Source organism: Sphingopyxis sp. USTB-05, assembly GCF_023822045.1.
Lineage (GTDB): Bacteria > Pseudomonadota > Alphaproteobacteria > Sphingomonadales > Sphingomonadaceae > Sphingopyxis.
Genome location: NZ_CP084712.1, coordinates 3,944,193 through 3,969,510, shown reverse-complemented (window position 1 = coordinate 3,969,510; position 25,318 = coordinate 3,944,193). Strand labels below are relative to the sequence as shown.

Genomic DNA, 25,318 nt, shown 5'->3' with positions numbered 1-25,318 from the left:
AGGAGGATGCGATGGACCTGGGTCTGGCCGGTAAGAAGGTGATCATCAACGGCGGTGCGCACGGGTTGGGGCTTGCCTCGCTCAAGATTTTCGCGGCCGAGGGCGCCGATGTCGCCTTTTTCTCGCGCGACGCCGACAAGGTTGCCGCGGCGGTCGCGGCGATCGACGCCGCGGGGCCGGGCAAGGTGCTGGGCGAACAGTTCGACATGACGGACAATCCCGACGGCTATCGCGCCTGGCTCGAAAAAGCGCGCGACACGCTCGGCGGGTGCGACATTTTCATCCACACCGCCAGCTCTTCGGGGCAGGGGGCGACCGGCGACTGGCAGCGCGGGCTCGACATGGACATCATGGGCGCGGTTCACGGCGTCGAAGTGCTGACCGAAGCGCTTGCGGCGTCGGGGTCAGGATCGATCATCTTCATGTCGTCGACTGCGGCGGTCGAGACCTTCATCGTGCCGCAGGCGTTCAATGCGCTGAAGGCCGCGCTCATCACCTATGGATCGCAGTTGAGCCAGGCGCTCGCGGCGCAGAATATCCGCGTCAATATCGTGTCGCCCGGCGCCATCTATTATCCGGGCGGCAATTGGGAGGTCATCAAATCGGCGGTCCCGGCGCTGTATGACGCAACGCTGGCGCAAATGCCGATGGGCCGCTTTGGTGAGGCGGAGGAAGTCGCGAAGGGCATCGTCTTCATGGCGTCGCCCGCCTGTCCTTATATGACCGGGGCGCACCTTGTCATCGATGGCGGCTTCACCAAGCGCGTTCAGTTCTAGGCCGCGGGCGATGAAACTTTATCAGTCGCTCGGCCCCAATCCGCGCGTGGTGCTGATGTATCTGGCCGAGACGAACGTGCAGGTCGATCGCCGGTTCGTCGACATCATGGCGGCCGAGAACCGCCAGCCCGATTTCTGCGCGAAGAGCCCGCTGGGGCATACGCCGGTGCTCGAACTCGACGACGGGAGCTGCATCGCCGAGAGCGTCGCGATCTGCGAATATCTCGACGAGACGCTGGGCAGAAATGCCTTGCTCGGAGCAACGCCTGAGGAGCGCGCGCAGACGCGGATGCTGGTGCGGATCGTGGACCAGCTCGTCGTCGTGCCAATGACCGCGGGCTTCCGCGGCGCCGAGGGGCTGCCGATGTTCCAAAGCCGGCTGCTCTGCCTGCCCGATGCCGCCGCCGACTTGAAACGGCTGGCCGCCGACGGGCTGGCGCAGGTCGACCGGATACTCGGAGCGGGACAATGGCTTGCGGGCGACCGCTTCAGCCTGGCCGACATCCTGCTTTATTCTTTCGTCGAGTTCGGCGCGATGGTTGGGCAACCGCTCGATCCCGCATTGACCAACCTTGCTGCCTGGCGTGGCCGCGTTGCCGCCCGTCCCAGCGCAGCCGCCAGCGCCAACCCCCAAATGGGCATCGGAGAGCCTGCATGACCGAGACGACGATCGACCGCGACACGCTGCGCGACATCTATACCCGCACGATGCGCGTTGCGCGTGCCGACGAGAAATTCCGCTCGCTGTTGATGACCGGCAAGCTGGCCGTGATCTATTACACCGTGCGCGGGCAGGAACTGGTGTCGGCGGCGGCGATGGCGGCGCTCAATCAGGATGATTATCTCGTCACCACCTATCGCGGTCAGCATGACCAGATCGCCAAGGGCGTGCCGCTGAATCCGCTGTTTGCCGAAATTGCCGGCAAGGTCGGCGGCACTTGCCGCGGCAAGGGCGGGTCGATGCATATCACCCACCCCGAAACCGGCGTGATGGTGACCACCGGCGTCGTCGGGTCGGGACTGCCGATCGCCAACGGGCTGGCGCTGGCGTCGCAGAACCGCGGCGATGGCAAGGTGACGATGGTCTGTTTTGGCGACGGCGCGACCAATATCGGCGCATTCCACGAGGCGATGAACATGGCGCAGCTCTGGAAGCTGCCCGTGATCTTTCTCTGTCAGAACAACCGCTATGGCGAACACACCGCCTTTGCCGACCACACCAAGGTCGATTCGATCGTCACGCGCGCCAAGGCCTATGGCATGAATGGCGTGAAGGTCGACGGGAACGACGCGATCGCAATGTATAACACCACCAAGGCGGCGGTCGAGCGCGCACGGGCGGGCGAAGGTCCGACGCTGATCGAGGCGATGTGCTACCGGATGCTCGGCCATTTCTTCGGCGCCGACTTCTCCTATATGCCGCCCGAGCATCTCGCCGAAATGGCGGCCGAGGACCCGTTGCCGCGCCTCCGCCAATTGATGCTCGACCATCAGTTTACCGAAGCCGAACTCGACGCGATCGTCGCCGACCTTGACGCGCAGATGGATGCGGCGGCCGAATTTGCCGCGAACAGTCCGCTGCCGGGGCCGGAGGAAATCCGCAAAGATGTCTTCGAAGAGGAGATTGCGGCATGAGCGCGCAGATCACGATGACGCAGGCGATCAACCGCGCGATCGACGAGGCGATGGCCGAGGATGAAGGCGTCATTCTGCTCGGTGAGGATGTCGCTGCGAAACAGGGCGGCGGCGTATTCAAAATCTCGGCCGGGCTCACCGAAAAATATGGCGAGAACCGCGTCCGTGCCACCCCGATCTCCGAACAGGCGATCGTCGGTGCGTGCGTCGGCGCCGCGCTCGCGGGGTTCCGTCCGATCGCTGAGATCATGCTGATGAACTTCGTCACGGTGGCGATGGATCAGATCGTCAACCATGCCGCGAAGCTGCGTTTCATGTCGGGGGGGCAGACGAATGTCCCGCTGGTGATCCGCACGACGACGGGCGTCGGTGTCGGCTTCGGCGGCCAGCATTCGGACATGCTCGAAGCCTGGTTCGCGCATGTCGCGGGGTTGAAGATCGTTACGCCGTCGAACGCCGCCGACGCCCAAGGGCTGATGCGCGCGGCGATCGCGTGCAACGACCCGGTGATCTTTATCGAGAATATCCTCTGCTACGGCCTGAAATCGGACGATCCGGGGCCGGGGCATATCGTCCCGCTCGGCAAGGCGGCAGTGACGCGCGAGGGCACCGACTGTTCGATCATCACCTATGGCCGCACCGTGCTCGACGCGCTCGAAATTGCGGGCAAGCTGGCCGAGGAAGGCATTTCGGTCGAGGTGATCGATCTCCGAACCATCGCGCCCTATGACGAGGCGACCGTGACCGCGTCGGTCGAAAAGACCGGCCGCGCGGTCGTGCTCCACGAAGCGGTGAAGCAATATGGCACCGGCGCCGAAATCGCCTCGCGCCTCAATGAGAAACTCTTCGGCAAGCTCAAAGCCCCGGTGACGCGTATCGGCGGGGCCTTTTCGGCGGTGCCGATGGCAAACGCGCTCGAACAGGCGTGGATCCCGAACAAGGATGCGATCGCCGACGCGGTACGCGCCGCGGTCAATTGGAAGGGGTGACGACGATGGCGGAGGAATTGCGCATCCCGAAGATCGGCATGTCGGCCACCGAAATGACGCTCAATGAATGGATGTTCGGCGATGGCGAGCGCGTCGAGATCGGCGATATCATCTACACGGTCGAGACCGACAAGACGACAGTCGAGATCGAGGCGCAGGTTGCGGGGACGATCCGCCCGACGGGGGTCGAGGGCGAAGTCTATCCGGTCGGCGCGCTCGTCGGCACGATCGAATGACGCCGCTCGAAGCCAGCAAGGCGATGTACGCTGCGGTCGCGCGCGGCGAGTGGGACACGGTCGCCGACTTCATGTCGGACGATCTCGTCATCCATGAGCCGACCTCGCTTCCCTATGGCGGCGAATGGCGCGGGCGCGATGCGCTTCAGAAACTTTATGCGCATGTCATGGGCTATTGGGAGGACCCGGTCGTCCAATGGCAGGAACTGGTCGGCGGCGAGAAATATGCCGTCGCGCTGCTCCATTTCACCGTCACCGCGAAATCGAGCGGCAAACGGTTCGAGACGCATATCGCCGAAGTCACCGAATTCGACGACGCGGGCAAGATGGCGTCGATGCGCATCCATTATTTCGACACCGCGCATATGGTCGAGCAGTTGAAGGCATAGATATGAGCGAAGCGCCGCACGTCATCGTCCTCGGCACCGGCGGGGCGGGCTTCACCGCCGCGATCGCCGCACATGAAGCCGGCGCGCGCGTGTCGCTGTTCGAAAAGGGCGATCAGGTCGGCGGGACCACCGCCTGGTCGGGCGGGATGATCTGGATTCCGAACAATCATCACGAAGCGACGCTGGGCGTCGAGGACAGCCGCGAAAAGGCGCTGACCTATCTGATGTCGATGTCGCACGGGCTGATGCAGCAGCATATGATCGAGGCCTTCCTCGATCATGGACCCGAGATGGTAGCTTTCCTCGAAGCGAATACGCCGGTGCAGTTCCGGCCGATCCCCGAATTTCCCGATTACCATGCCGAATTCCCGGGCGGGATGCCGCATGGTGGGCGTTCGCTCGATTGCCCGCTCTATTCGTTTCAAGAACTGGGCGACTGGGCCGACAAGGTCACGCTCTCGCCTTATTATCCCATGCCCTATTTCTCGATCTATGACACGCCGCTGGGGCAGGCGAAGCCGCAGCCGCTGACGGCGGAGGAGTTGCAGCGCCGGATCGACGCCGATCTGCGCGGCAGCGGGCAGGCGCTTGTCGGCCGCTTGCTGCGCGCCTGCCTCGATCGCGGTATCGAACCGAAAACCGGCCATCGCGCGGTGCGCCTACTGATGGACGAGGAGCGCGTCGCCGGGGCGGCGTTCGAGACGCCCGATGGGCCGATCGCGGTCGCCGCCGATGCGGTGATCCTCGCGACCGGGGGCTTCGAATGGGACAAGGATCTGCTCCGCGCCTTTCTTCGCGGCCCGATGACGCATCCGCTGAGCCCGCGGACGAATAGCGGCGACGGGCTCAAAATGGCGATGCGCGTCGGCGCGATGCTCGGCAATATGCGCGAGGCGTGGTGGATGCCGGTCGCCGAGGTGCCGGAAAGCGAAAGCTCGACGGGCAAGACGCTGGTCGCGGGGCAGCGCAGCCTGCCGCATTCGATCATGGTCAATCGCGCGGGCAAGCGCTTCACCAACGAAGCCGCCAACTATAATGCGATCGGCGCGGCGTTTCACGACCAGGACGTGAGCGCCTTCGATTATGCGAACCTGCCGTGCTGGCTGATCTTCGACCAGCAATATATCGACCGCTTCGGCTTTGGCATGATCAGCGGCGAGCGCGGGGTTGCGCCGCCGCAATGGGCGATCCGCGCCGAAAGCCTGCCCGAACTCGCCCAGCGGCTGGGCATCGATGCCGATGCGCTGGCGGCGACGGTCGAGCGCTTCAACGATCATTGCGCGACCGGGCGCGACCCCGATTTCGGGCGCGGCGATGCTGCGCATGACCAATGGTGGGGCGATCCCGGCGGTCGCGGCTCGACCGCTGCGACGCTCGGCCCGGTCGGCAAGGCGCCCTTCTTTGCCGTCGAGATAAAGAGCGGCGCGCTCGGTACGAAGGGTGGACCGCAAACCGACGTCAATGCGCAGGTTCTGAGTGTCGACGGCGGGCCGATTGCGGGGCTTTATGCCGCGGGCAACGTCATGGCCTCGGCCATGGGCATGACTTACGGCGGCCCCGGCGGGACGATCGCGCCGGGAATGGTGTTTGGCTATCTCGCCGGACGGCACGCCGCGCGCGTTTCGGCGAAGCAATTGGAGGGTGCGGCATGAAGAAAATTCTCGTTCTTGGCGCCCCGGCTGATCAGGGCATTCCCCTGCTGACCGCGTTGAAGGCGAGGGGGCTAGAACCGACCGCCGGCGTGCGCCGCGCGGGCGCGATGGCGGCGACACCGCATCCCGATGTGCTCGAGGTGGCCGCCGATCTCTATGATGTCGCCAGCCTGACCGCAGCCTTCAAAGGGCAGGACGCACTGGCGATGCATCTGCCGTTCGAATTCGACCGCGACCGCGCCGCGACGATGGGACGCAACATTGCGGCGGCGGCGCGCGCGGCGGGGCTGCAGAAGATCGTGTTCAACACAAGTTGCTTCGTTGCCGATCACGACCTCGACCTCTCAGCGCACGACGGACGGCGCGATATCGAGCGCGCGATCCACGACAGCGGCGTTCCTTACGTGATCATCGAGCCGATGGTGTTCATGGACAACATCACCCGCATCTGGTCGCGGCCCGCGATCGTGAACAGCGGGATCTTTGCCTATCCAGCGGCCGAGACGCTGAAGATAAGCTGGGTCTGCCTTGAGGATGTCGCGGCCTATATGGTCTCCGCGCTGCTGCACGAGGATCTGATTGCCGACCGGATCGCGGTGGGCGGGCCGGAGGCGCTGGTGGGGGCCGAGGTCGCCGAGCGGCTGAGCGCCGCGGCAGGGCGTTCGGTGCGGTTTCAGAGCCTGTCGCCCGATGAATTTGCGGCGCGGATGAGCGAACTCGTGACCGGCTCGCGCGAGGTGCAGCCGGCGAGCATCTATGACGGGATGGCGAAATTCTATCGCTGGTACAACGATCAGCCGGTGTCGCCGGTGTCGCTCGATACGGTGCCGGCGGCGCGGTTGCTCGGCGTGACGCCGACGCCTTTTGCGGAGTGGGCCACGCGGCAGGACTGGTCGCCGGTGAAGGTTCCCGCCTAATTCGTCATTGCCTCGCTACGCTCGCAATGACGCGGATGTTCACGGCAACTGCCCGCCCACATATTTCCCCAGCGTGCGATGGAAATGCCGGATCCGGCTTTCCTGATAATGGCCGAGTTCGATCACGCCATTGGGCGATGATTTCATTCCCTCCTGAACATAGGGGAGGTTTTCCATATCCTGATCGAACACACCCGCTAGCGCGGCGCCGATCAGGTGGCTGGCGCTGGCGAACGGCTGGTCATCAGGGATCAGGTGCATCGGTGCTGACTTGGGAGCCTTCTCGCCCTTGGGTGTGCGCATCAGGATGCGGACCTCCATCAGGCTGTGGTCCGTGTCGCCCCACGGCCGCCAGCGATAGACGATGTTCGGCACCAGCCCGCCCCACGGCGCCCAGTTCGGGAAGACGTTATAGGTGAAATTGTCGAGCATCTCGCTGTCGGTCGCGTTCGAATAATCATGCCCGTTCATCGCCGAAAAGGCGTCGCGGTTCGCCTGTGCGAGCACCTTGCGCGCGAGCATCGGATCGTCGGCGTCAAAACCCTTCAGGTCGGCCGGGTCGCCGGTCGCGCGCCGCGCGCGGCTGTCGCCGCCGCCGATGAACTCCTCGAGCGATTTCAGGACATAGAATTGATCCTTGCCCTTGATATGCGGCGACATCGCGCCTGCCGGCGTAATCGCGCGATTCAGGAAATCGCCATAAAGGTCGTAGCGCGTGTTGGCGTCGGCGGTGAAGCCCAGAATCTGTGGATGCGTGACGATGCTGTGCCATGCTTCCATGAACGCCTCGGCAACCGCCTTCCAGTTGGCGGGGATAACGCGGCCGACCCAGGCCGCGGTATGGCATTCGTCGAGCCGCCAATTGTCATAATGTTCGACGCCGGGGCCAACCCAGTCGCGGAAGCTCGGCAGATCATGGTTCTCGGTAACCAGGATGAAACCCTGCCAGCGGTCGACCTTCAACTCGGGCAGACTCATGTCCTTGTCGTCGAGATGTTTGAAGTCCCACGCGCACGGCGCTTCCTTGAAACGGCCGTCGTGGTGCCAGGAAAAGCCGTGGAATGGACAACGCAGGTGCACTGCGGGACCGCTTTCGGTACGCAGCTTGCGGCCGCGGTGGAGGCAGACGTTGTAGAAGGCCTTTATCGAGAGGTCCTTCTGACGGACGAGCAATATGCTCTTTTCGTTGATGTCATAGACGACCGTGTCGCCGGGGCTCGGCATATCCTCTTCGCGGGCCGCGAATTGCCAGATGTTCGGCCACATCTTCTCGCGCTCAAGCTTGGCCCAGTCCTCGCTGACATAACGCTCGATCGCGATCGGCTCGTCGCCGAGTTCCTGGTTGGACTCGGCGAACAGATAGTCGGGAACGCGCCGCGTATCGGCATTCAGCATGTCGGTGTAGCTGGTGCCCGGGCAGCGGTCGTCGCGGGTCTGGTCCTGGGGAGGCGAAAGGTCGTTCATCTGATACTCCGAAAGGGTCAGGCGATCTGGTCGAGCGGCATCTTGCATGCCGCGGCGATCGAGCGGTGGACGCCGTGCAGCGCGGGCTCATTCGCGCCGAGCACGACGCGGAAGTCGTCGGGCGCGGTCATCAGGTTCGAATAACCGCTGCTCGCGACGCGATAATCCTCGGTCTGCACGACCGTGGCGGTCGCGTCATAGGCCAGCTCGCACATCGCGCGGTGCTGCTCGTTCTCGACCCCGAAGGGCGCATAGACCGCGAACTGGCAGAACATCTTGCCCGCGCCGTCGGGGAACAGGCGAAAGACCTGCGTGAAATAGACGCCCGGCGTCACCGCGCCGAAGAAGATAACGGTGTTGGGGAAGAGATAATGGACCCCGCCATAATCGGTTTCGGGCCATTCGCTCTCGTCCTTGCCGACGAGATTGCCGATGGAAAGGTCGGGGAAACTGACGCGGTGGTGGCGGCCGATCGGTTCATAGACATTGCGGTCGCTATAGTGCGTGCCGCCGATGGTCGAGGCGTGGAGCATCTTGAAATGATAGCCCTCGCCATAAGTGTCGAGCGCGAATTTCCAGTTGGAATCGGCGGTCAATATGCCCTTCTTCACCGGTTCGGCGCGGTGAAGTTCGAGCTGCGCCAGCACCGGACCGAAATCACCGAGATGCGCCGCCGCGTCGATTGGCTCGCCATCGGGATTGGCACGGACGAAGATCAGCCCGAGATGCTCGGCGCAGGGGAGTTCGATCAGGTTGCGCGCGCCGATCTCGCAATTCGCGAAGCCTTCCTTGCCCGGTTGCCCGACAAGCTGCCCGGCGGGGTCGAAGGTCCAGGCGTGGAAGGGACAGACAAGGCGCGGTCGCGAGCCCTGCCACGGTTCCTTCTCCTCGACCAGCTTCGCGCCGCGATGCGTACACATGTTGAGGACGGCGCGCGCGACGCCGTCCTTGCCGCGCGTGACGAGGATCGACGGGCCGACCGAGTCGAAGACGAGCGTGTCGCCGGTCTTGGGAATGTCGCCTGAAAGTCCCGCGACGATCGGCTCGTTCCGGAAAATATGCTCCATCTCGGCGGCGTTGCGCGCTTCGCTCATATAGATGGACTTGTGCAGCGGCAGCGGCGCCTCCGCGCGGTCGGTGCGGTTCTCGGCGACGATCGCGACCAGCTTGCGCAGGCCCGCGCGCGCATTGCGCTTGCGGACGGCGAACCAGTCCTGCGGTGCGATCTTCGGATCGGACTCGGCCATGGCACTCCCTCACATTTTGCCCAGTATGACTCCGGGTCTCGAAAGGCTTATCGCACAAAGCCCGGCGCTTGTGCGCTATCGCTTTTGAGGGGACAGACATGTTCGAGGGGAGAGACATGGCCGGACCAGGAACGCTCGCATCGCTCGGCGACATCATGCAGCTAGCCTTTGTACCGTCCGATTTCGACGCGGCGGTCCGGCATTGGACCGAGGTGATGGGCGCCGGTCCCTTCTTTCTCCTGCCCAATGTGTCGCTTCCCGGCGGGCGCTATCGCGGCGAGGCAAGCGATCCGATGTTCACCATGGCGCTCGGCTATTGGGGCGACATGCAGATCGAGCTGATCCGGCCCGAGAATGACGCGAAATCACTTTATCGCGGTGAGTATGCGGTGGGCGAGGGGCTGCACCATGTGTGCGTGTTGGTCGACTCGATCGCCGAAGCACGGACGCGCTGCGGCGAGGTCGGGGCAGAGATTATTTTCGAGGCGCCGGTCGGCGAAACCGGCGGGGTGATTTATGCCGATCCCGGTACTGGGCCAGGGACGCTGGTCGAACTGCTCGAACCGCAGGCGGGCACGCGCGAACTGTTTGCAATGATGCGCGAGGCGGCGAAAGGCTGGGATGGCAGCGAGCCGCTACGGTCTTTGGGCTAAGTTCGGCGAAAAGCATCGTCATTGCGACCCCGGCGAAAGCCGGGGGAAGCAATCCAGGCGGTTTACGCCAATCTGGATTGCCGCGTCGCTTCGCTCCTCGCAATGACGCGTTTAAAAAGAAGCGCGTTTTAGCTGTTTGCGCCGAGATAGCCGAGTTGCCCGGCCTTGAAGATCGTTTGCGCGCGGTTGACCGAGTTCAGCTTTTCGCCCGCGCGGTGAACATGATAGCGCACGGTCGCGTGGCTCAACGAAATGATCATCCCGATCTCGCGGTCGGTCTTGCCGATTGCGGCCCAGCGCAGGCACTCGACCTCGCGCTTCGACAGTTCGCAGTCCGACGGAATACGCCGCTTGGTTCGCATCGCCGAGGCATAGCCTGCGATGAAGCGCCGCGTGCCTGCACCCAATATGTGCCCGATCTCGGCGAACTGGTCGGTCAGGTCGGTGATGGTATGATCCATCGGATGATAGCTGTTGGCGGAAATCTGCCCGAAAGGCAGGTGGACCGGGACGACGATCGCGGCCTTGTAGCGTTCGTTCGCGGCAAAATAGCGCGCGAGATTAATGTCGTCGAGATAGGGGTTGGGGTTCGCCGTACGGAACCCGTCGCCGTTGCACCAGAAAGGCTCGCTCTCATAGCGGCACGAGCGCGGTAGGGGCGAATGGAGGGCCAGCCTATGGTCCTCCCACCAGCGCTCGCCATCGCCGAGCCATCCGAAGAGGTCGGCGGCAAGTACCGCGCCATCGGCGTCGACCATCGTTTCCTTGGACGCGATATCGTCACAGAGCGCGGCGCGGAGGCCATGCGATGCGGCATAATCGCGCAGCACAACCGCCGCATCGTGGATATCCTCCACGCTGCGGACCGTTACCGCTTCGACGAGCGCCCGGGCATTCATTGGTGGTGCGAACCCGTCGTCCGGCAGTTTGACTGCCTTTTCTCCCATAGGCGGGACTATTTCACACTGATCGGCAAGTCGCAATGCATGTGTCATAGGCGTAGCACCGTCTTTGCTATGATGTTCTTCTGGACTTCGCTCGAACCGCCGAAGACGGTCCAGGCACGACTGTTGAGATAGCGGGCGGCCGCGACCTGCGCGTCCTCGTCGCCGATCGCGGGCGGCGCTTCGTTGCCATAGAGCGGGCGCACGGTCGGTAATTGCAGCCCGTCATAGCCGTGCAGGTCCATTGCGAGCCCGTCGATACGCTGATGGATTTCGGACGACAGCAGCTTGACGAGCGAGGTCTGCGGACCGGCCGGGCGGCCTTTCGCAATGTCGGCGAGGATACGAAGCTCGGTGGTTTCGAGCGCTTCGGCTTCGAGTCGCAGTTTCGCTATGCGTGTCGCAATCTGGATGTCGCCGCCGAGAGTGCCATTATGGCCGCTCGGCGCGACGCCCGCGAGCTGTTCGAGATGGTCGATCGCACGGATCAGCCGCGGCGCGTGGAATGATCCGCCACGCTCGTTTTCGAGCAGGAATTTCGCGATCGTCCAGCCTTGTCCTTCTTCGCCGATGCGATTGTCGACCGACGTGCGAGCGCCGTCGAGGAAGACCTGGTTCACCTCATGATCGCCCGCCATCGTGATGATCGGGGTGACGGTGACGCCGGGCTGGTCCATCGGGATCAGCAGGAAACTGATGCCCGCCTGTTTCTTCACCTCGCCGTCGGTACGGACGAGGCAGAAGATCCAGTTCGCGTGATGCGCGTGGGTGGTCCAGATTTTCGACCCGTCAACGACATATTCGTTGCCGTCGCGCCGCGCGCGGGTACGGAGCGAGGCGAGATCGGAGCCGCTCTGCGGTTCGGAATAGCCCTGGCACCAATAGTCGGTGCCGGCGCGGATGGCGGGCAGGAAACGGTCCTTCTGCTCCTGCGTCCCAAAGGCGCAGATCACCGGACCGACGAGGCGAAGGCCGAGTACCGACAGCGCCGGCGCGCCCGCGATCGCGCATTCCTTTTCAAAGATATAGCGCTGCATCGGCGTCCAGCCGGTACCGCCGCAATCCTGGGGCCAATGATAGGCGACCCAGCCCTTGTCGTTGAGGATGCGGTGCCAGACCAGGCCAATGTCGGGTTCGACGAACACGCCGGGCGTGCGCCTGGCGCCGTCGCGGACGTGGGCCGGGAGCGAGGTGCGGAGGAAGTCGCGGACCTCCTCGCGAAATTCCAGTTCGTCCTTGGTAAGGTCTAGATCCATAAGTCCACTAACGTTCAAGGATCGCCACCGCCGACAGGCCGGGCGCTCCATAGACATGAGAGTAACCGACCTTCGGGTCGTTCGGCACCTGCCGCCCGCCGCCGCGGCCTCGCAATTGCACCGTATTTTCGTAAACTTGCCTGAGGCCCGACGCGCCGATCGGTTCGCCGCACGCGAGGCAGCCGCCGTCGGTGTTGACCGGCATCTTGCCGCCGATTTCGCTCCAGCCCTCGGCCAGCCATTGTTCCTGCTCGCCGTCGGCGCAGAAGCCATTCTCGGCCATGTGCATGATTTCGGCGCCGCTCTCGGTGTCCTGCAATTGCGCGACGGAAACATCTTCGGGGCCGATACCCGCCATTTCGAACGCCGCCTTGCTGGCAATCTGGGTCGGCTTGCCGCCGCCATTGACGCTGATCGACGGCGCGAACACCTCGAACGACCCTTCGGGGCGGGTACGGAAGGCGACGCTGGCGATGCGCACTGCGTCGGAGCCCAGTTCGCGTATCTTTTTGCCGCTGGCGAGCACAAGTGCGACCGCGCCCTCCGCGGGCGAGCAGAACATATATTTGGTCAGCGGATCGTTGACCATCGGCGCGTTCAGGATCGTATCGAGATCGACGGGCGATCGCCGCCAGGCATGGTCGCAGAGCGTGCCGTTGCGAAATGCCTTTTCGGCGACGAGGCCAAGCGTGCGGCGACTGATGCCGTGGAGCGCCATGTAGCGCTGGATCTTGAGCGCAAAAAATTGCGTCGTCAGCATCATGCCCGTCTCGCCATACCATTCGGGCAGGCCATATTCGGCGGGCTTGGCATTGAAGGCGCCGCGCGGATGCTTGTCGAAGCCGACCGCGAGCGCGATGTCGCACGCCCCCGCCGCGATGGCGTTGCGCGCAGCGGTCAGCGCGCTGCCCCCGGTCGCACAGCCATTCGCGACGTTGATGAAGGGCACGCTTGTCAGACCAAGTTCGTTGACCATGATGTCGGCGGACCCCGCCGCGGCCGATCCGCCATAGGCGAATTCGACGTCGCTCCATTCGATCCCGGCATCGGCAAGTGCTTCGCGTACGGCGAACACACCCTGATCGCGCCCCGAGCGACCGTCGGTACGGCCGAAGGGATGGATACCCGCCCCGATGATATGGACGTCGTCACTCATGGCAGGCGCTCCGGACGGAAGGCATAGGTCGACCGCGCGTCGTCGAAGGGGACGACGGCGAACTCCATCGGCATGCCGATGACGAGGTCGGCGGCAGTGGCATCGACGATCCGCGTTTCGACGATCACCTCGCCGGGCAGTTCGACATAGCCGATAAGGAAGGGCTGAAAGGGTTGCGGGCCGCTGTACGGCTCCTTCGGTTCGAAGCCTTGCGTGGTCCACGACCAGAGCGTCCCCTTGCGCGACAGCGCCACGGGCTCGACAAGTGCCGCGGCGTCGCCACCGGGAACGGGGAAGATGATCTCGCCATCGGCGCGGCGCGCGCCGATCAGCCGCGGTTCGGCCTCGTCGGTCCACAGGCCCGGCGCGATGGGGGCAAGCGCGCTCATGCGGCTCTCGCAAAGCTGCGCAGGCAATGATCCTGGTCGCCGAACAATTTGTCGAGCAGCATTACCCGCTTTAGCGCATGGCCGATCGCCAGCTCGTCGGTCTGGCCCATCCCGCCATGCATCTGCACCGCTTCGAGCCCGATCCGTGTCGCCGCTTCGCCGACGAAGGCCTTGGCACCCGCGGCGATCCGCGGCCAGTTCGCGTCCTCGGTCGTCGGGTCGAGCATCGCGGTGCGCAGCATCATCGAGCGCGCCTGTTCTAGCGCGGCATAGCATTCGACGAGGCGGTGCTGGAGTGCCTGGAAGCTGCCGATCGCGGCGCCGAACTGTTGGCGCTCGCCGACATAGGCGAGCGTGTCGTCGAACATCGTCTGCGCAAGCCCGACCATTTCGGCGGCGGCGAGCATGCGAACGTCCCCGATCACGCGCTCGAACTTGGCCTTCGGCAGGTCGAGGATTTCGGCCGGGGAGCGATGCAGGTCGAACGTGGCGGCGTTCGAACCGTCGATGACCGGATAGTCCTGCTGCACGATGCCGGCAGCGCCCTTCCTAATCCTGGCCACCTTGTTGCCGGCAAGGGTAACGAGCAGCGTATCGGCGAGCGGTGCGCCGAGGACGAAGGTCTTCGCCCCGACGATCTGGCCACCCTCCGCCCTGGTGCCTACGGCTTCGGTTTCATATCGGCGCGCGGGTTCGGCAAAGGCGACCGCAGCGAATTGCGTGCCGACGATCAGGTCGGCGACCAGAGCCGTATCGCCCGCAGCCGCGGCAAGCCGGACGGGCAGCACGCCGTTCTCAAGCCAGGGATCGATCGCGACCCCCTTGCCCAGCGCCTCGGCGACGAGTGCCAGATCGACCATCGTCCCGCCGATGCCGCCCATCGCTTGTGGAGCGGCGAGCGCGAGCAGGCCGAGATCGGCAATGTCCTGCCAACGCGCGCGCGAATAGCCGTTTTCGCCTTTGCGCATCGCGTGTCGCGCGGCGACGTCGACCGGGCCGAGAAAGCGCCCGATCATGTCGCGCGTGAGCTGCTGGTCTTCGTCGAGATCGAAATTCATACGCGGCGCCCGAATGTGATCGGCAGGGCGGTGAGCCCACGCAGCAGCATGTTCGGCGGCCAGCTCGGCGTGTGGCCGTCGGCGAGGCTGAAGTCGGTGAGGCGCTTCAGCAGTTCGGAATAAGCGACCGCCATTTCCTTCCTGCTCAACATATTGCCGACGCACATATGGATGCCCTTGCCGAAGGCGAGATGGCTGCGCGCATTGGCGCGTTCCATATCGAACCGGTCGGGGTCGGGATATTTGGCGGGGTCGCGGTTCGCTGCGGCATAGCGAAGCTGGACCATCGCGCCCTTCGGGATTTTGACCCCGCCAAGCTCGGCGTCCTTCAGCACCATGCGCCACATGCCCGCGGTCGGGCTTTCGATGCGCAGCACCTCTTCGACCAGGTTGATGATCGCGCGCTCATTTCCTTCATCTGCGGCGGCGACCGCCTTTGCCATCTGGTCGGGATTTTCGATGAGCTGGAGCAGCCCGCCCGCGAGCGCCGAAGTCGTCGTCTCGTTCCCCGCGACCATCAACTGCTGCATGATCGAAAGGATTTCGGCATCCTCGAGCGGTCGTTCGCCATCGACCTCGGCATGGACAAGGTCGGATAGCAGGTCGTCGGTGCGATTGGCGCGGCGTTCGTCGATCTTTGCCTTCACATAATGCTGGAACTCGACGACTTCGCGCGCGCATTCGAGCTCGCGGTCCTTGGGGATCATTCGGCCAAGCCGATCGACGAAGGCGTCGGACCAGCGCTTCACGCGGTCGAGGTCGCCCTCCATGCCGATTTGGCTCGCGATCATCGCGACGGGCAGGGGGATGCCGAAATCGCGGACGAAATCGGTTTCGCGCCCGGAATCCTTGGCGTCTGCCATCTTCTCGATCAGGTCGATGACGACACCGCGCATATCCTCCTCGATCGCGGCGACGCGCTTCATCGAAAAGGCGAGGTTGACGAGCTTGCGGAAGCGCGTGTGTGTCGGCGGGTCGGCGGTCAGCAGCGTATCGACCTGCGGCCAGCCCTCGGCGAGAATTGCGGCGACATCGCCGTCCTCGGCCATCGCGCCCGACAACGTGCCCTGAAAATTGTTCGAGAATGTCTCGACGTCACCCGTCGCCTGCGCACAAAGATCATAGGAAAGGACGAGGAACATCCCCTCCGACAATTGCACGACGGGGCTTTTGGGCAACCAGGCTCGATAATAGTCGAACGGGTCCGCGATGACTTGCGGGTCGAAAAAACTGCTTGCGGCGATATCGTTCACGCGCCTCTTCCCTCGTTCTTCTCTTTATACGCGCAACTATATGCAGCCGCTCCGCGCGCGCGATGCACAATTTCGTTAGGAGTGGTTGGGGCCGGCGGCGACATGGGTGAGCGCATTCGCAAGCAGCCGTCGAAGGTTCGAATCGGCATAGGCGGCGGGTCCGTCGCCCGGCTGGAGATAGACGAGGCAGCCTGCGCCCACCGGCTTTTCCCATGCGATCACGTCGCTTTCGGGGCGATGATCCCAACCCGCGTTGCTGAACATACGGCCCGCGACGGCCTGCGCCGCCGAATAGAAATTGTCGCGGACGAAGGCGTGATCGGCGCGGAGCAGGGGTTTCGCGGCGCCCCAGACAGGCGCCAGATACAGCTCGTCGCAGAGCGGAAAGCGCGGCGGCAGACCTGCGGTCACTGGATGATCGGGATCGAGGACGACGGCGTCATAGCGGACCTCGTGGCGATAGCCCGAGTCGAGATGGGTTTCGCCATGCGCCTCGCCGGGATCGTAGAGGAAGCGTCCGCCGAGCATCTCGGCCCATTCGGGCCATTCGGCCCAGCCCGCGATCGCATGATGCATCGCGACCGCACCGCCGCCGCGCGCGAAATAGTCGGCGATCGCGCGGCGATAAGTGAAAGAAGGCGGCCGCGTTGCCGCTTTTCCGCCCTCGAAACGATATCCGGGCATATCGTAGAAGAGAATTGCATCGGCGTTGATCGCCGCGCCCTCGGCGACCGCTGTCTCGGCCTCGGGATGGATCAGGTGCGTGACCGCCCAGCCCTCGAAGCTCGCGAGCAGTTCGGCGAAGGGTTCGGCTTCGTAGGGATGGCCGCCCGACAGGACGAGAAGGCGGCGTGGCGCGCTCATGCGATTTTGAGGATCATCTTGCCCTGATTGCTTCCCGCGAACAGCCGCATGAAGGCATCGAAGCTATTCTCGATACCTTCGTCGATATGCTCGTCGGCGACCATCTTGCCCTGTTGCAGCCACGCCGCCATCTCGGCACCGCCTTCGGCGAAGCGCGGGATATAATCGGCGACGAGCAGCCCGCGGATAGAAGCGCGGTGGACGATAAGCTGCCAGATGTTGCGCGCACCGATCTTTTCGACGCTGTTATACTCGCTGATCAGGCCGCAGAGCCCGATGCGCGCGCCGTGGCGCAGATTGTTGAGGCCCGCGTCGAGGATGTCGCCGCCGACATTCTCGAAAATGATGTCGACGCCATCGGGGGCTTCGGCGCGGACCGCCTCCGTGAGTGCCTGAAGATCCTTGCCGCGATAATCGATCGCCGCGTCGAAGCCGTAGCGTTCGACCAGCTTGGCGCATTTTTCCGGTCCGCCCGCGATGCCGATGACCTTGCTCGCGCCCTTGATCTTCGCGATCTGCCCCACAAGCGATCCGACCGCGCCTGCCGCGCCGGTAACGAGCACGACATCGCCCGGCTTGGGTTCGCAGACGTCGATATAGCCGAAGTAAGCGGTCATCCCGACTGCACCGAGCACAGACAGATAATTGGTGACCGACGGCACGAGTGCGGCGTCGATCGGCTGGGTGAAGCCGCCGACTGTGCCGACCGAATAATCCTCGATTCCGTTGAGGCCCATCACCCACTGGCCGGGCGCGAAACCTTCGGCCTTGCTCGCTTCGACGATGCCGATGGTCGAGGCGCGCACCGGATCGCCGAGCGGGATTGGCGGCATATAGCTCGGCGCATCGTCCATCCAGCCGCGGATCGCGGGGTCGAGCGAGGCATAATGGTTGCGGATCAGAAACTGGCCGTCGGCAAGCTCGGGCGTGGGTTCACTAACGAAAGAGAAGTCTTCCGGCACAGGTTCGCCATTGGGGCGGCGTACGAGCAGGAAGCGGCGGTTGTCAGGCATATGGGCTCCTCAGGCCGGGACGATGGAGACCGGAATCGCGCTTTGCAGCGACTGGCCGGTGATGGGGTCGTAAGCGACGCTCTCGCTGACGAGGCGGTTGGTCGAGGCGCCATGTTCGTGGACGCCGTCGGGGCCGATGTCGGGGCCGCCGAAGGCATGCGCCATCGACACGACGCCGGGGCGCATGTTTTCGGCAGCGCGCGCGACCGCGACGACTTCGCCCGCCGCCGACCGGATGCGGACGGTGTCGCCGTCGGCGCAGGGGATCAGCGCGAGATCGTCGGGATGCAGGAAGGCGGGGTTCGTGGTGCGCTTGGCGCGGAGCGCGGGCAGATTCTGCCCCGTCGAATTGAAGCGATGCCGGCTGCGCCGCGATACCATGCGCCAGGGAAAATCGGGTGTCGGCTGGGCGGCGCCGGCGTAGGCGATCAATTGGTCGGGCATCGCGCCCGCGGTCAGGTCGAAGCGTCCCGGCGCGTCAGGATCGCCTGCCTCGACCACCGGGTGGCGGTCGGCATAGATCACCGCCTTGCCGTCCACGGTATCCGCCCGCACGATGCTCGGCGCGACGGAGCAGCCCGCGACCATCAAGTCGAGGAAAGTCTCTTTGCTGGGCCGCTGATCCATCGGGCAGGCTCCGCCCGCAAGCGGCATGCCGGTGCCCAGGCGGTGCGCGAGTTCCCAGAGCATCTCCCACTCCTCGAGCAGCCCATCGGGCGCTTCGATCATAGCTTCGGTATAGCGGGCGTAGGGAATCTCGTACCACCATTCGCTGAGATTGCTGATGTCCTCGCGTTCTAGGCACATTTTGGGGGCGAGGATGTAATCGGCGCGTTTCGCGGTTGCGGACTCGGCGTTGACGTCGATCGAGACGAGCAGCTCGAGCCCGTCGATCGCGCGCGTCATCTTGTCCTGATCGGGGAAGGCGACCACCGGATTGCCACCGATGACGATCAGCGCCCGCACCTGGCCTTCACCAGGCGTCAGCATTTCGTCGGCGAGGACATTGCACGGCATTTCCATGCCGAGGTGCGTCAGGCCGCGGATACGCGAGGCGGGGAAACCCTCGCCATAGAGCGCCATCGGCGGCGCGACCTGCGCGCGGCGCGGCGTCACCGGCGTGAAGACGCGGGGGATCGAGCTTTTCTCGCCCTCACGGCAGAAGCGCCCGCAGATGATGTTGATCGACGAAACCAGATATTGGGTGAGCGTGCCGTTGCCCGCCATCTCTGGCCCGGTGCCGGTCGAGACGACGCCCTTGGTCCCGTTCGCGAACATCCGCGCGGCGGCGATCAGTTGGCCTTCCTCGACTCCCGCACGCGCCGCGGCGACATCGGGGGTGAAGCCCGCGACCGCGCGCTGCAACTCGTCGAGACCGTCGACGTAACGCTGAACAAAGGCCTTGTCATAGAGCCCCTCAGACAGAATGACGTGGATGATCCCCGCGAGCAGCGCGGGATCTTCGCCGGGCCGCACGGGCAGGTGGATATGCGCGAGCGCGGCGACGTCGCTCTGCCGCGGGTCGGCAACGATCAGCTTCAGCCCGCCTTCGAGCGCATCGCGCAGGCGCCGCGAGGGCGAGAAGGGGGGCAGGCCGCCCGGCGGGCCATAGTGCGAGACGATCGGATTGTTGCCGATGAAAAAGGCGACGTCGGCCTCGCTGAACGTGTGCATCCCGCCCATCCAGCTCCCGTAACGCATCGTCGTATAGACCTTCGCAGGCTGGTCGAGCGTCACCGAAGTGTAGATGTTGCGCGTGCCGAGCCCCTGCGCGAAGGACATCGCGCTGCCGACCCCGGCGCTGTTCTGGAAGGCGTAGGTACCGCCATAGACGGCGACGGCGTGGGGGCCGTGCTCGGCGACGATCGCCGCCAGTTTCGCGCCGACCTCGTCGAGTGCATTCGTCATCGATATGTCTTCGAACACGCCCCCGACACGCTTTTGCGAAACCGTCAGCCGCTGCGGGCCATTGTGCGCCTCGGCGAGCTGGCGCCCCTTGATACAGGTATAGCCGCCGAACACAGGGTCGTCGGGATCACCTTGCACCTTGGTGACGCGGCCTTCGTCGACGGTGACGAGCATCGCGCAATTGGCGTGGCAGAAACGGCAAAAACTGCGGCGGACTTCGGGCATCGTCTCTCTCCCTGATCACACCCTACGCCTCGGCGCCCTTCAATCGACTGGCACTTTTGGCGGTGGTTGCAGGCCAAGCGCGGGCGCAGTTTCGGTGCAAATAATGGGGAGAGTATCGATGCCGACATCGCGCCAATGGCTGCTGAACGGACATCCGCGCGGGCGCGGAATCGAGGATGGCGACTTCCGGCTCGTCGAGGCCGAAGTCGGCGCGCCCGGCGAGGGCGAACTGCTCTTGAAGACACTCTATCTCGGCTTCGATCCCGCGCAGAAGGGCTGGATGGAGAATATCGCCGACTATGTCGCGCCGATGGCGATCGGCGATGTGATGCGCGGCAGCGGGATCAGCGAAGTGGTGGAGAGCAACCATGCGGGCTTTGCCGTCGGCGACCTGGTGATGGGCTCGACTGGCTGGACCGAATGGCATTTTTCCAGCGGCGAAGGACTGGTGAAGATCGATACCCGGTTGCCGCCGACCGCGATGCTATCGGTGCTCGGGACCACGGGTGTCACGGCCTATTGCGGGCTGTTCAAGGTCGGGCGGCCGGTCGCGGGCGACACGGTGCTGGTGTCGGGCGCCGCGGGGGCGACGGGGTCGGTCGTCGGCCAGCTCGCCAAGATCGCCGGATGCCGCGCCGTGGGCATAGCGGGGGGCGAGGACAAGTGCCGCTGGCTTGTCGAGGAAGCGGGCTATGATGCCGCGATCGATTATAAGGCTGGTAACGTCCGTGGACAGATCAAGGAACATTGCCCCGGCGGCGTGAATGTCATCTTTGACAATGTCGGCGGCGCGATCCTCAACGATATGCTCGGCGAGATCGCCACCGGCGCGCGCGTCGCCGTGTGCGGCGGGATCAGCCGGTACGAGATGGGGACGCTGCCGGCGGGGCCGCAGAATTACTTCAACCTGATCTTTCGCCGTGGGTCGATGGCGGGCTTCATCGTGCTCGACTGGGCGAACGAGTTTCCAGAGCTTCGCAAGCGGCTCGAAGGCTTCGTGCTCGATGGCCGGCTCAATTATCGCGAGGATTTGCAGCATGGGTTCGAGAATGCGCCCGAAACGCTGAAGCGCCTGTTCAGCGGCCAGAACCGCGGCAAGCAACTCTTGAAACTCTGAGGAGATCGCTATGGGCAGGCTGGCAGGAAAGCGCGCGGTCATCATCGGCGCGGCATCGGCGGGGAATATGGCGCAGATCACGGCGCGGATCTTTGCCCGCGAGGGCGCGACGGTGATGGTCGCGGGACGCAAGCAGGAACCCCTCGACGCGCTCGCCGCCGAAATCGGCGGCCATGCCGCGCTCTGCGACATCACCGACAAGGCCTCGGTCTTCGCGCTCGCCGATGCGGCGAAGGCGACGATGGGCGGGGTCGATATTGCGATGAACGCGAGCGGCTGGGGACTGCTCAAGCCGCTGCTCGACGTGACCGAGGACGAGCTTGCGGCGATCGTCGCTTTGCAATTCACCGGGGTGCATCATTTTCTGCAGGCGTTTGTCGGCGCGATGCTGACGAACGATCCGACCGGGGGCTCGATCATCCAGATTTCGTCGGCCACGACGCGGTCGCCGATCAGCAATCATGCGGCCTATATCGGCACCAAGACGGGGTCGGAGGCGTTGGTCCGCTGCGTCGCGAATGATTTCGGCGCTGCGGGTATTCGCGCAAATATCGTGTCGCCCGCGTTCACCGAATCGCCGATGACGCAGGGCGCCTTTGCGACGCCAGGGCTCGTCGACGCCTTCCTGCCGCGTTATCCGCTCGGGCGGCTCAACACGTCCGAGGATGTTGCCAATGCGTGCCTGTGGCTTGCGAGCGACGAGGCGTTTGTGACGGGAGAGAATCTCCAGCCCAACGGCGGGCTCGCGCTGCGCGGCAATCCGCAGGAAGGCGATATCGCCGCCGCGGTCGGCGCGGCGATGGCGAAGCTGCAGGCGCAATAAATCCCATCGTCATTGCGAGCGCAGCGAAGCAATCTAGGGCGGCTTGTCACGCTCTGGATCGCTTCGCTGCGCTCGCAATGACGGGGTTTTGTCTCGAGATTGGCTAGCTGATCTGCCGCTCGCGCCCTTCCCAATAGGGCGCACGCAGTTCGCGGCGGAGGATCTTGCCCGACGGATTGCGCGGCAGCGCGGGAATGAAGTCGACCGACTTGGGGCACTTGTAGCCCGCAATCCGTGTCCGCGCCCAGCCGATGATGTCGGCGCTATCGGCGCTCGCACCGTCGCGCAGCACGACGCAGGCCTTCACCGCTTCGCCCCATTTGTCGTCGGGAACGCCGACAATCGCAACGTCGGCGACCGCGGGGTGGCCGTAGATCGCATTCTCGACCTCGGCCGGATAGACATTCTCGCCGCCCGAGATGATCATGTCTTTCACCCGGTCGTGGAGGTAGAAATAGCCGTCCTCATCGGTGTAGCCGGCGTCGCCGGTGCGTAGCCAGCCGTCGCGGTCGATCGTCTCCGCGGTCGCTTCGGGGCGGCCCCAATATTCGCGCATATTGGCCTGCGTCCGGATCGCGATCTCGCCGATTTCACGCGGGGGCAGGGGGTTGCCGTCGGCGTCGATCACGCGCATTTCGACGCCGCGCAGCGGCTTGCCGACCGACCGCATCCGCTCGTTGCCCGCCGGGTCATGATCTTCGGGCGGCAGCGCGGCGATCGTTCCCGACGTCTCGGTCATTCCGTACATCTGGACGAAACCGCACTGGAAGATGTCGATGCACTGGCGCAGCAGGTCGAGCGGGATCGGCGAGGCGCCATAGGCGATATGGCGGAGGCGCGAAAAATCGACGTCGCGCGCGCGCTGCTGATTGACGATGATCTGCATCGCTGCGGGCACCATGAAGATTTTCGAGATGCCATAAGCTTCGATCAGGTCGAGTACCCCGCCCGGATCGAATTCGCGCGTGATCACCCCCGTCGCGCCATTGGTCATCACGGTGATGCCATAGCCGGTGCCGCCGATATGAAAGCAGGGCATCGCGACGAGCCCGACATCATCGGCTTCCCAGCGTTCCCAATCGGCTTGCAGCGCGGGGTCGCGGTCGAGTTTCGATCGCAAGACCGACCCGTTGGTGAGCACCGCGCCCTTCGGCTTGCCGGTGGTGCCCGACGTATACATCTGGATCACCGCGTCTGCTGTGCCGCGCGGCACGTCGGGGTCGGTGTCGGCGAAGCTGTCACGCCAGGTCCGATAATCGGCAAAGCCGCCTGCGGCGCCTTCGGTGGCGATCACATGCTCCACGCCCGGAAAAGCGTCGCGGTTTGCAGCGACTAGGTCGGTGAACTCGGGGCCGACGAACAGGATGCGCGCGCCGCAATTGTCGATGATCCACGCAATCTCGGGAACCGCGAGCCGCCAGTTGACTGGCGTCATCACGCCGCCTGCCTTGGCGACCGCCATCACCAGCTCGAAATAGATATCGCTGTTCTTGCCAAGATACGCGACGCGGTCGTCGGGTTTCAGCCCGAGCGCGATCAGCGCGTTCGCGCCCCGGCTGCTGTTCGCGTCAAATTCGTCGTAGCGCGTGGCGCGCCCTTCGAAATGGAACAGGATCTTGTCGGGCCGCTCGCGGGCGTTCCGTCGCGCGACATCGGCGACCCGTTCAAATGCTGCGACCTTGGGTTCCACCTGCTCTTAGCTCCTGCCTAACACCGTCATTGCGAGCGAAGCGAAGCAATCCAGAGCGGTTTACGCCAAGCTGGATTGCCGCGTCGCTTCGCTCCTCGCAATGACGACGGTGGTTTATGCTGCTTCGCCCAGCGCCTGCCGATAGAGACTGGAGTCCGCAGCATAGAAATTGCAATGGAAACCCGACGGCACGCGGAAGGGGACCTGGATCGTCGCGATCGGTCCCGCTGCAATGTCGAGCGCGGCAAATATCGCGAGTTCGCTCGTCGCTGCACCGGCACGGTGAACGAGCGTCATCGCATAGCCATCGCCTTCGCCCTGCGCGCCCACTTTGGGAGCGAAAATCAGTTCGCCGCACGAGGCGCCGTTGCCGAAGTGATAAACATCTTCGGTGCCGCTGACGGTGTCGAAACGCAGCACGCCGTCCATCCCTTCGGCACGCCCGTCGCGGCTGTTGAGGTTGATGTTGGCAAAGCTGTGCCGCGACGCGCGCGTGACGAAGCGGTCGTCGGGACGCGGAAACTGGATATCGCGGTCGTTGAGCGTCTCTTCCTTGATCCAGCTGCCCCCCGAATTGGTGCGCGGATCGATCGTCCAGCGGCGCAGGCTCTGCTGCGTGTCGCCGTGCGTCCGTTTCACGCCCGTTTCGTCGGGGAACAGCGCTGTCCCGTTTGCCGCTGCGACATCGGCGATGATCTTGCCATCCTGTTCCCAGACGTTGAGCTCGTGGAACATGTGGCGCGGCTCGTAATCGAACCAGCGCACATCGCTCGCCGATCCTTCGCGCGGCATCACGGCGAATTTGGTCGGACGATTGTTGACCCACGCGGTCATCGGGCCGCCCTTCATGAACCGGCCGAGATCGACGTCGATCGGAATCACCGGGAAGACGACCCAGTTTTCGGTCAGAAAGAACGTGTGCATCAACGCATTGTGCGGCATGTCGATCAGCTCGGCCTTGCGCACGCTGCCGTCGGCAGCAATCACGTCATAACGAATTTGCGCGGCGCCCATCGGGCCGTTGATCATCGCGCCGATATTGACGAGTTCGCCGGTATGATGGTCGATCTTGGGATGGGCGGAGAAGGTCGTGGTGATCGTCCCGCCATAATGTTCCTCGCCCAGCGTCTCGAGCGTGCGCGGATCGAGCTCGACCGCGGGCGCGCCCTCCATCAGCGCGAGCAGCTTGCCGCCATGCACGATGATATTGGTGTTGGCGGTGTTGTATCGCTTTCCCTGCGTCGACGGGTCGGCGGTCATCGGATTGCCGAACAGGCCGAAAAGGCGTTTGCCCGCGGCCTTCTCCATCTCGAACTTCTCGGTCCGCACCCAGCGGTTGAGCATCGACGCGCGGCCACCTTCGATATGAAAGGCATAGACCATGCCGTCGCCGTCGAACCAGTGATACTCGCCCTCGCGCGTCGGATAGAGCGGCTCGGGACCGTTGCGGTAGAAAACGCCGACCAGATCGTCGGGAATCTCGCCATCGACGATCAGGTCAGGGGCGGTCGCCTCGAACCGCACGGGCTGGTGATGCCCCGAAAGAAAAGGGTGGTCGAAAAAGGCCTGCGTCATCGTGAATCCCTCTGATCATCGAACAAGGGGCGGTGCATTGCGCCGCCCCCCGTCCCCCTTTTTTGGGTTCCCCCTTGCGATCCCGCCGT

24 protein-coding genes are annotated in these 25,318 nt (G+C 64.3%); 11 read left to right on the top strand and 13 right to left on the bottom strand.

Features of this window, described 5'->3' with window-relative positions; genetic code table 11:
• The first annotated feature begins 11 nt into the window (after positions 1 to 11).
• The 8 genes from KEC45_RS18330 to KEC45_RS18295 are packed head-to-tail and all read left to right on the top strand — an operon-like array spanning position 12 to position 6,594.
• The gene (locus KEC45_RS18330; protein ID WP_062186515.1) at positions 12 to 776 is read left to right on the top strand and encodes an SDR family NAD(P)-dependent oxidoreductase; all 765 of its coding nucleotides are present in this window, start codon (positions 12 to 14) and stop codon (positions 774 to 776) included.
• 10 nt (positions 777 to 786) lie between these two features.
• A complete protein-coding gene (locus KEC45_RS18325; protein WP_062186517.1) occupies positions 787 to 1,434 on the top strand; it encodes a glutathione S-transferase family protein in 648 nt (215 codons plus the stop codon).
• Positions 1,431 to 2,411 (top strand): thiamine pyrophosphate-dependent dehydrogenase E1 component subunit alpha, encoded by a 981-nt coding sequence (locus KEC45_RS18320; protein WP_062186519.1) that lies wholly within the window; start codon positions 1,431 to 1,433, stop codon positions 2,409 to 2,411. The genes KEC45_RS18325 and KEC45_RS18320 overlap by 4 nt, the downstream gene beginning before the upstream one ends.
• Positions 2,408 to 3,400, top strand: coding sequence for an alpha-ketoacid dehydrogenase subunit beta (locus KEC45_RS18315; protein ID WP_062186521.1), 993 nt, complete (start codon positions 2,408 to 2,410; stop codon positions 3,398 to 3,400). Before KEC45_RS18320 ends, KEC45_RS18315 begins: the two co-directional genes overlap by 4 nt.
• 5 nt (positions 3,401 to 3,405) lie before the next feature.
• A complete protein-coding gene (locus KEC45_RS18310) occupies positions 3,406 to 3,636 on the top strand; it encodes a biotin/lipoyl-containing protein (RefSeq protein WP_062187094.1) in 231 nt (76 codons plus the stop codon).
• Positions 3,633 to 4,025: a nuclear transport factor 2 family protein gene (locus tag KEC45_RS18305; protein ID WP_062186523.1), complete on the top strand. Its 393-nt coding sequence runs from the start codon at positions 3,633 to 3,635 to the stop codon at positions 4,023 to 4,025. The genes KEC45_RS18310 and KEC45_RS18305 overlap by 4 nt, the downstream gene beginning before the upstream one ends.
• 2 nt (positions 4,026 to 4,027) lie before the next feature.
• Positions 4,028 to 5,677 (top strand): FAD-dependent oxidoreductase, encoded by a 1,650-nt coding sequence (locus KEC45_RS18300; protein ID WP_062186525.1) that lies wholly within the window; start codon positions 4,028 to 4,030, stop codon positions 5,675 to 5,677.
• On the top strand, positions 5,674 to 6,594 hold the full coding sequence (locus KEC45_RS18295) for an SDR family oxidoreductase (protein WP_062186527.1): 921 nt from the start codon (positions 5,674 to 5,676) through the stop codon (positions 6,592 to 6,594). The genes KEC45_RS18300 and KEC45_RS18295 overlap by 4 nt, the downstream gene beginning before the upstream one ends.
• Positions 6,595 to 6,633: 39 nt before the next feature.
• Here the strand turns inward: KEC45_RS18295 and KEC45_RS18290 are convergent, their stop codons facing one another.
• Together KEC45_RS18290 and KEC45_RS18285 are read right to left on the bottom strand one after the other, a co-directional pair.
• Positions 6,634 to 8,058: an SRPBCC family protein gene (locus tag KEC45_RS18290; RefSeq protein ID WP_062186529.1), complete on the bottom strand. Its 1,425-nt coding sequence runs from the start codon at positions 8,056 to 8,058 to the stop codon at positions 6,634 to 6,636.
• 17 nt (positions 8,059 to 8,075) lie between these two features.
• Entirely contained in the window at positions 8,076 to 9,305 is a 1,230-nt protein-coding gene (locus KEC45_RS18285; protein WP_062186531.1) for an aromatic ring-hydroxylating dioxygenase subunit alpha, read from the bottom strand.
• A gap of 116 nt (positions 9,306 to 9,421) precedes the next feature.
• Here KEC45_RS18285 and KEC45_RS18280 point away from each other — a divergent pair, with 116 nt between their 5' ends.
• Positions 9,422 to 9,958: a VOC family protein gene (locus KEC45_RS18280; RefSeq protein ID WP_062186533.1), complete on the top strand. Its 537-nt coding sequence runs from the start codon at positions 9,422 to 9,424 to the stop codon at positions 9,956 to 9,958.
• A gap of 128 nt (positions 9,959 to 10,086) precedes the next feature.
• On the opposite strand, the gene KEC45_RS18275 is transcribed toward KEC45_RS18280, so the two are convergent.
• The 9 genes from KEC45_RS18275 to KEC45_RS18235 form a co-directional block, all read right to left on the bottom strand.
• On the bottom strand, positions 10,087 to 10,905 hold the full coding sequence (locus tag KEC45_RS18275; protein WP_252171226.1) for a helix-turn-helix transcriptional regulator: 819 nt from the start codon (positions 10,903 to 10,905) through the stop codon (positions 10,087 to 10,089).
• 44 nt (positions 10,906 to 10,949) lie between these two features.
• Positions 10,950 to 12,158, bottom strand: coding sequence for an acyl-CoA dehydrogenase family protein (locus KEC45_RS18270; RefSeq protein WP_062186535.1), 1,209 nt, complete (start codon positions 12,156 to 12,158; stop codon positions 10,950 to 10,952).
• Between the two features lie 7 nt (positions 12,159 to 12,165).
• Positions 12,166 to 13,314, bottom strand: coding sequence for a thiolase family protein (locus tag KEC45_RS18265; protein ID WP_062186537.1), 1,149 nt, complete (start codon positions 13,312 to 13,314; stop codon positions 12,166 to 12,168).
• Positions 13,311 to 13,703: a Zn-ribbon domain-containing OB-fold protein gene (locus tag KEC45_RS18260; RefSeq protein WP_062186539.1), complete on the bottom strand. Its 393-nt coding sequence runs from the start codon at positions 13,701 to 13,703 to the stop codon at positions 13,311 to 13,313. The genes KEC45_RS18265 and KEC45_RS18260 overlap by 4 nt, the downstream gene beginning before the upstream one ends.
• Positions 13,700 to 14,761 (bottom strand): acyl-CoA dehydrogenase family protein, encoded by a 1,062-nt coding sequence (locus tag KEC45_RS18255; RefSeq protein ID WP_062186541.1) that lies wholly within the window; start codon positions 14,759 to 14,761, stop codon positions 13,700 to 13,702. Before KEC45_RS18255 ends, KEC45_RS18260 begins: the two co-directional genes overlap by 4 nt.
• A complete protein-coding gene (locus KEC45_RS18250) occupies positions 14,758 to 16,014 on the bottom strand; it encodes a cytochrome P450 (protein WP_238586796.1) in 1,257 nt (418 codons plus the stop codon). The genes KEC45_RS18255 and KEC45_RS18250 overlap by 4 nt, the downstream gene beginning before the upstream one ends.
• Positions 16,015 to 16,089: 75 nt before the next feature.
• Positions 16,090 to 16,878, bottom strand: a complete 789-nt coding sequence (locus KEC45_RS18245) for a ThuA domain-containing protein (RefSeq protein WP_062186543.1) — start codon at positions 16,876 to 16,878, stop codon at positions 16,090 to 16,092.
• The gene (locus tag KEC45_RS18240; protein WP_062186545.1) at positions 16,875 to 17,891 is read right to left on the bottom strand and encodes an NADP-dependent oxidoreductase; all 1,017 of its coding nucleotides are present in this window, start codon (positions 17,889 to 17,891) and stop codon (positions 16,875 to 16,877) included. The genes KEC45_RS18245 and KEC45_RS18240 overlap by 4 nt, the downstream gene beginning before the upstream one ends.
• A 9-nt stretch (positions 17,892 to 17,900) precedes the next feature.
• Positions 17,901 to 20,024 carry a molybdopterin-dependent oxidoreductase gene (locus KEC45_RS18235; protein WP_062186547.1) on the bottom strand — a complete coding sequence of 708 codons (2,124 nt, stop codon included), beginning with the start codon at positions 20,022 to 20,024 and terminating at the stop codon, positions 17,901 to 17,903.
• A 118-nt stretch (positions 20,025 to 20,142) separates the two neighbouring features.
• Between KEC45_RS18235 and KEC45_RS18230 the strand changes: the two genes are divergently transcribed.
• A complete protein-coding gene (locus tag KEC45_RS18230; RefSeq protein WP_062186549.1) occupies positions 20,143 to 21,141 on the top strand; it encodes an NADP-dependent oxidoreductase in 999 nt (332 codons plus the stop codon).
• A gap of 10 nt (positions 21,142 to 21,151) precedes the next feature.
• Complete coding sequence (locus KEC45_RS18225) at positions 21,152 to 21,964, top strand: SDR family NAD(P)-dependent oxidoreductase (RefSeq protein WP_062186551.1); 813 nt, start codon at positions 21,152 to 21,154, stop codon at positions 21,962 to 21,964.
• Between the two features lie 103 nt (positions 21,965 to 22,067).
• On the opposite strand, the gene KEC45_RS18220 is transcribed toward KEC45_RS18225, so the two are convergent.
• Both KEC45_RS18220 and KEC45_RS18215 read right to left on the bottom strand, forming a co-directional pair.
• Positions 22,068 to 23,654, bottom strand: a complete 1,587-nt coding sequence (locus tag KEC45_RS18220) for a fatty acid--CoA ligase (RefSeq protein ID WP_062186553.1) — start codon at positions 23,652 to 23,654, stop codon at positions 22,068 to 22,070.
• A 114-nt stretch (positions 23,655 to 23,768) separates the two neighbouring features.
• Positions 23,769 to 25,229, bottom strand: coding sequence for a carotenoid oxygenase family protein (locus tag KEC45_RS18215; RefSeq protein WP_062186555.1), 1,461 nt, complete (start codon positions 25,227 to 25,229; stop codon positions 23,769 to 23,771).
• Positions 25,230 to 25,318: the final 89 nt, after the last annotated feature.

Coding starts and splice junctions, on each gene's coding strand:
- KEC45_RS18240 (WP_062186545.1), bottom strand. CDS start 17,891: ATGCCTGACAACCGCCGCTTCCTGCTCGTACGCCGCCCCAATGGCGAA.
- KEC45_RS18325 (WP_062186517.1), top strand. CDS start 787: ATGAAACTTTATCAGTCGCTCGGCCCCAATCCGCGCGTGGTGCTGATG.
- KEC45_RS18260 (WP_062186539.1), bottom strand. CDS start 13,703: ATGAGCGCGCTTGCCCCCATCGCGCCGGGCCTGTGGACCGACGAGGCC.
- KEC45_RS18290 (WP_062186529.1), bottom strand. CDS start 8,058: ATGAACGACCTTTCGCCTCCCCAGGACCAGACCCGCGACGACCGCTGC.
- KEC45_RS18310 (WP_062187094.1), top strand. CDS start 3,406: ATGGCGGAGGAATTGCGCATCCCGAAGATCGGCATGTCGGCCACCGAA.
- KEC45_RS18235 (WP_062186547.1), bottom strand. CDS start 20,024: ATGCCCGAAGTCCGCCGCAGTTTTTGCCGTTTCTGCCACGCCAATTGC.
- KEC45_RS18275 (WP_252171226.1), bottom strand. CDS start 10,905: ATGGGAGAAAAGGCAGTCAAACTGCCGGACGACGGGTTCGCACCACCA.
- KEC45_RS18285 (WP_062186531.1), bottom strand. CDS start 9,305: ATGGCCGAGTCCGATCCGAAGATCGCACCGCAGGACTGGTTCGCCGTC.
- KEC45_RS18265 (WP_062186537.1), bottom strand. CDS start 13,314: ATGAGTGACGACGTCCATATCATCGGGGCGGGTATCCATCCCTTCGGC.
- KEC45_RS18315 (WP_062186521.1), top strand. CDS start 2,408: ATGAGCGCGCAGATCACGATGACGCAGGCGATCAACCGCGCGATCGAC.
- KEC45_RS18330 (WP_062186515.1), top strand. CDS start 12: ATGGACCTGGGTCTGGCCGGTAAGAAGGTGATCATCAACGGCGGTGCG.
- KEC45_RS18230 (WP_062186549.1), top strand. CDS start 20,143: ATGCCGACATCGCGCCAATGGCTGCTGAACGGACATCCGCGCGGGCGC.
- KEC45_RS18295 (WP_062186527.1), top strand. CDS start 5,674: ATGAAGAAAATTCTCGTTCTTGGCGCCCCGGCTGATCAGGGCATTCCC.
- KEC45_RS18300 (WP_062186525.1), top strand. CDS start 4,028: ATGAGCGAAGCGCCGCACGTCATCGTCCTCGGCACCGGCGGGGCGGGC.
- KEC45_RS18280 (WP_062186533.1), top strand. CDS start 9,422: ATGGCCGGACCAGGAACGCTCGCATCGCTCGGCGACATCATGCAGCTA.
- KEC45_RS18320 (WP_062186519.1), top strand. CDS start 1,431: ATGACCGAGACGACGATCGACCGCGACACGCTGCGCGACATCTATACC.
- KEC45_RS18305 (WP_062186523.1), top strand. CDS start 3,633: ATGACGCCGCTCGAAGCCAGCAAGGCGATGTACGCTGCGGTCGCGCGC.
- KEC45_RS18225 (WP_062186551.1), top strand. CDS start 21,152: ATGGGCAGGCTGGCAGGAAAGCGCGCGGTCATCATCGGCGCGGCATCG.
- KEC45_RS18215 (WP_062186555.1), bottom strand. CDS start 25,229: ATGACGCAGGCCTTTTTCGACCACCCTTTTCTTTCGGGGCATCACCAG.
- KEC45_RS18270 (WP_062186535.1), bottom strand. CDS start 12,158: ATGGATCTAGACCTTACCAAGGACGAACTGGAATTTCGCGAGGAGGTC.
- KEC45_RS18255 (WP_062186541.1), bottom strand. CDS start 14,761: ATGAATTTCGATCTCGACGAAGACCAGCAGCTCACGCGCGACATGATC.
- KEC45_RS18245 (WP_062186543.1), bottom strand. CDS start 16,878: ATGAGCGCGCCACGCCGCCTTCTCGTCCTGTCGGGCGGCCATCCCTAC.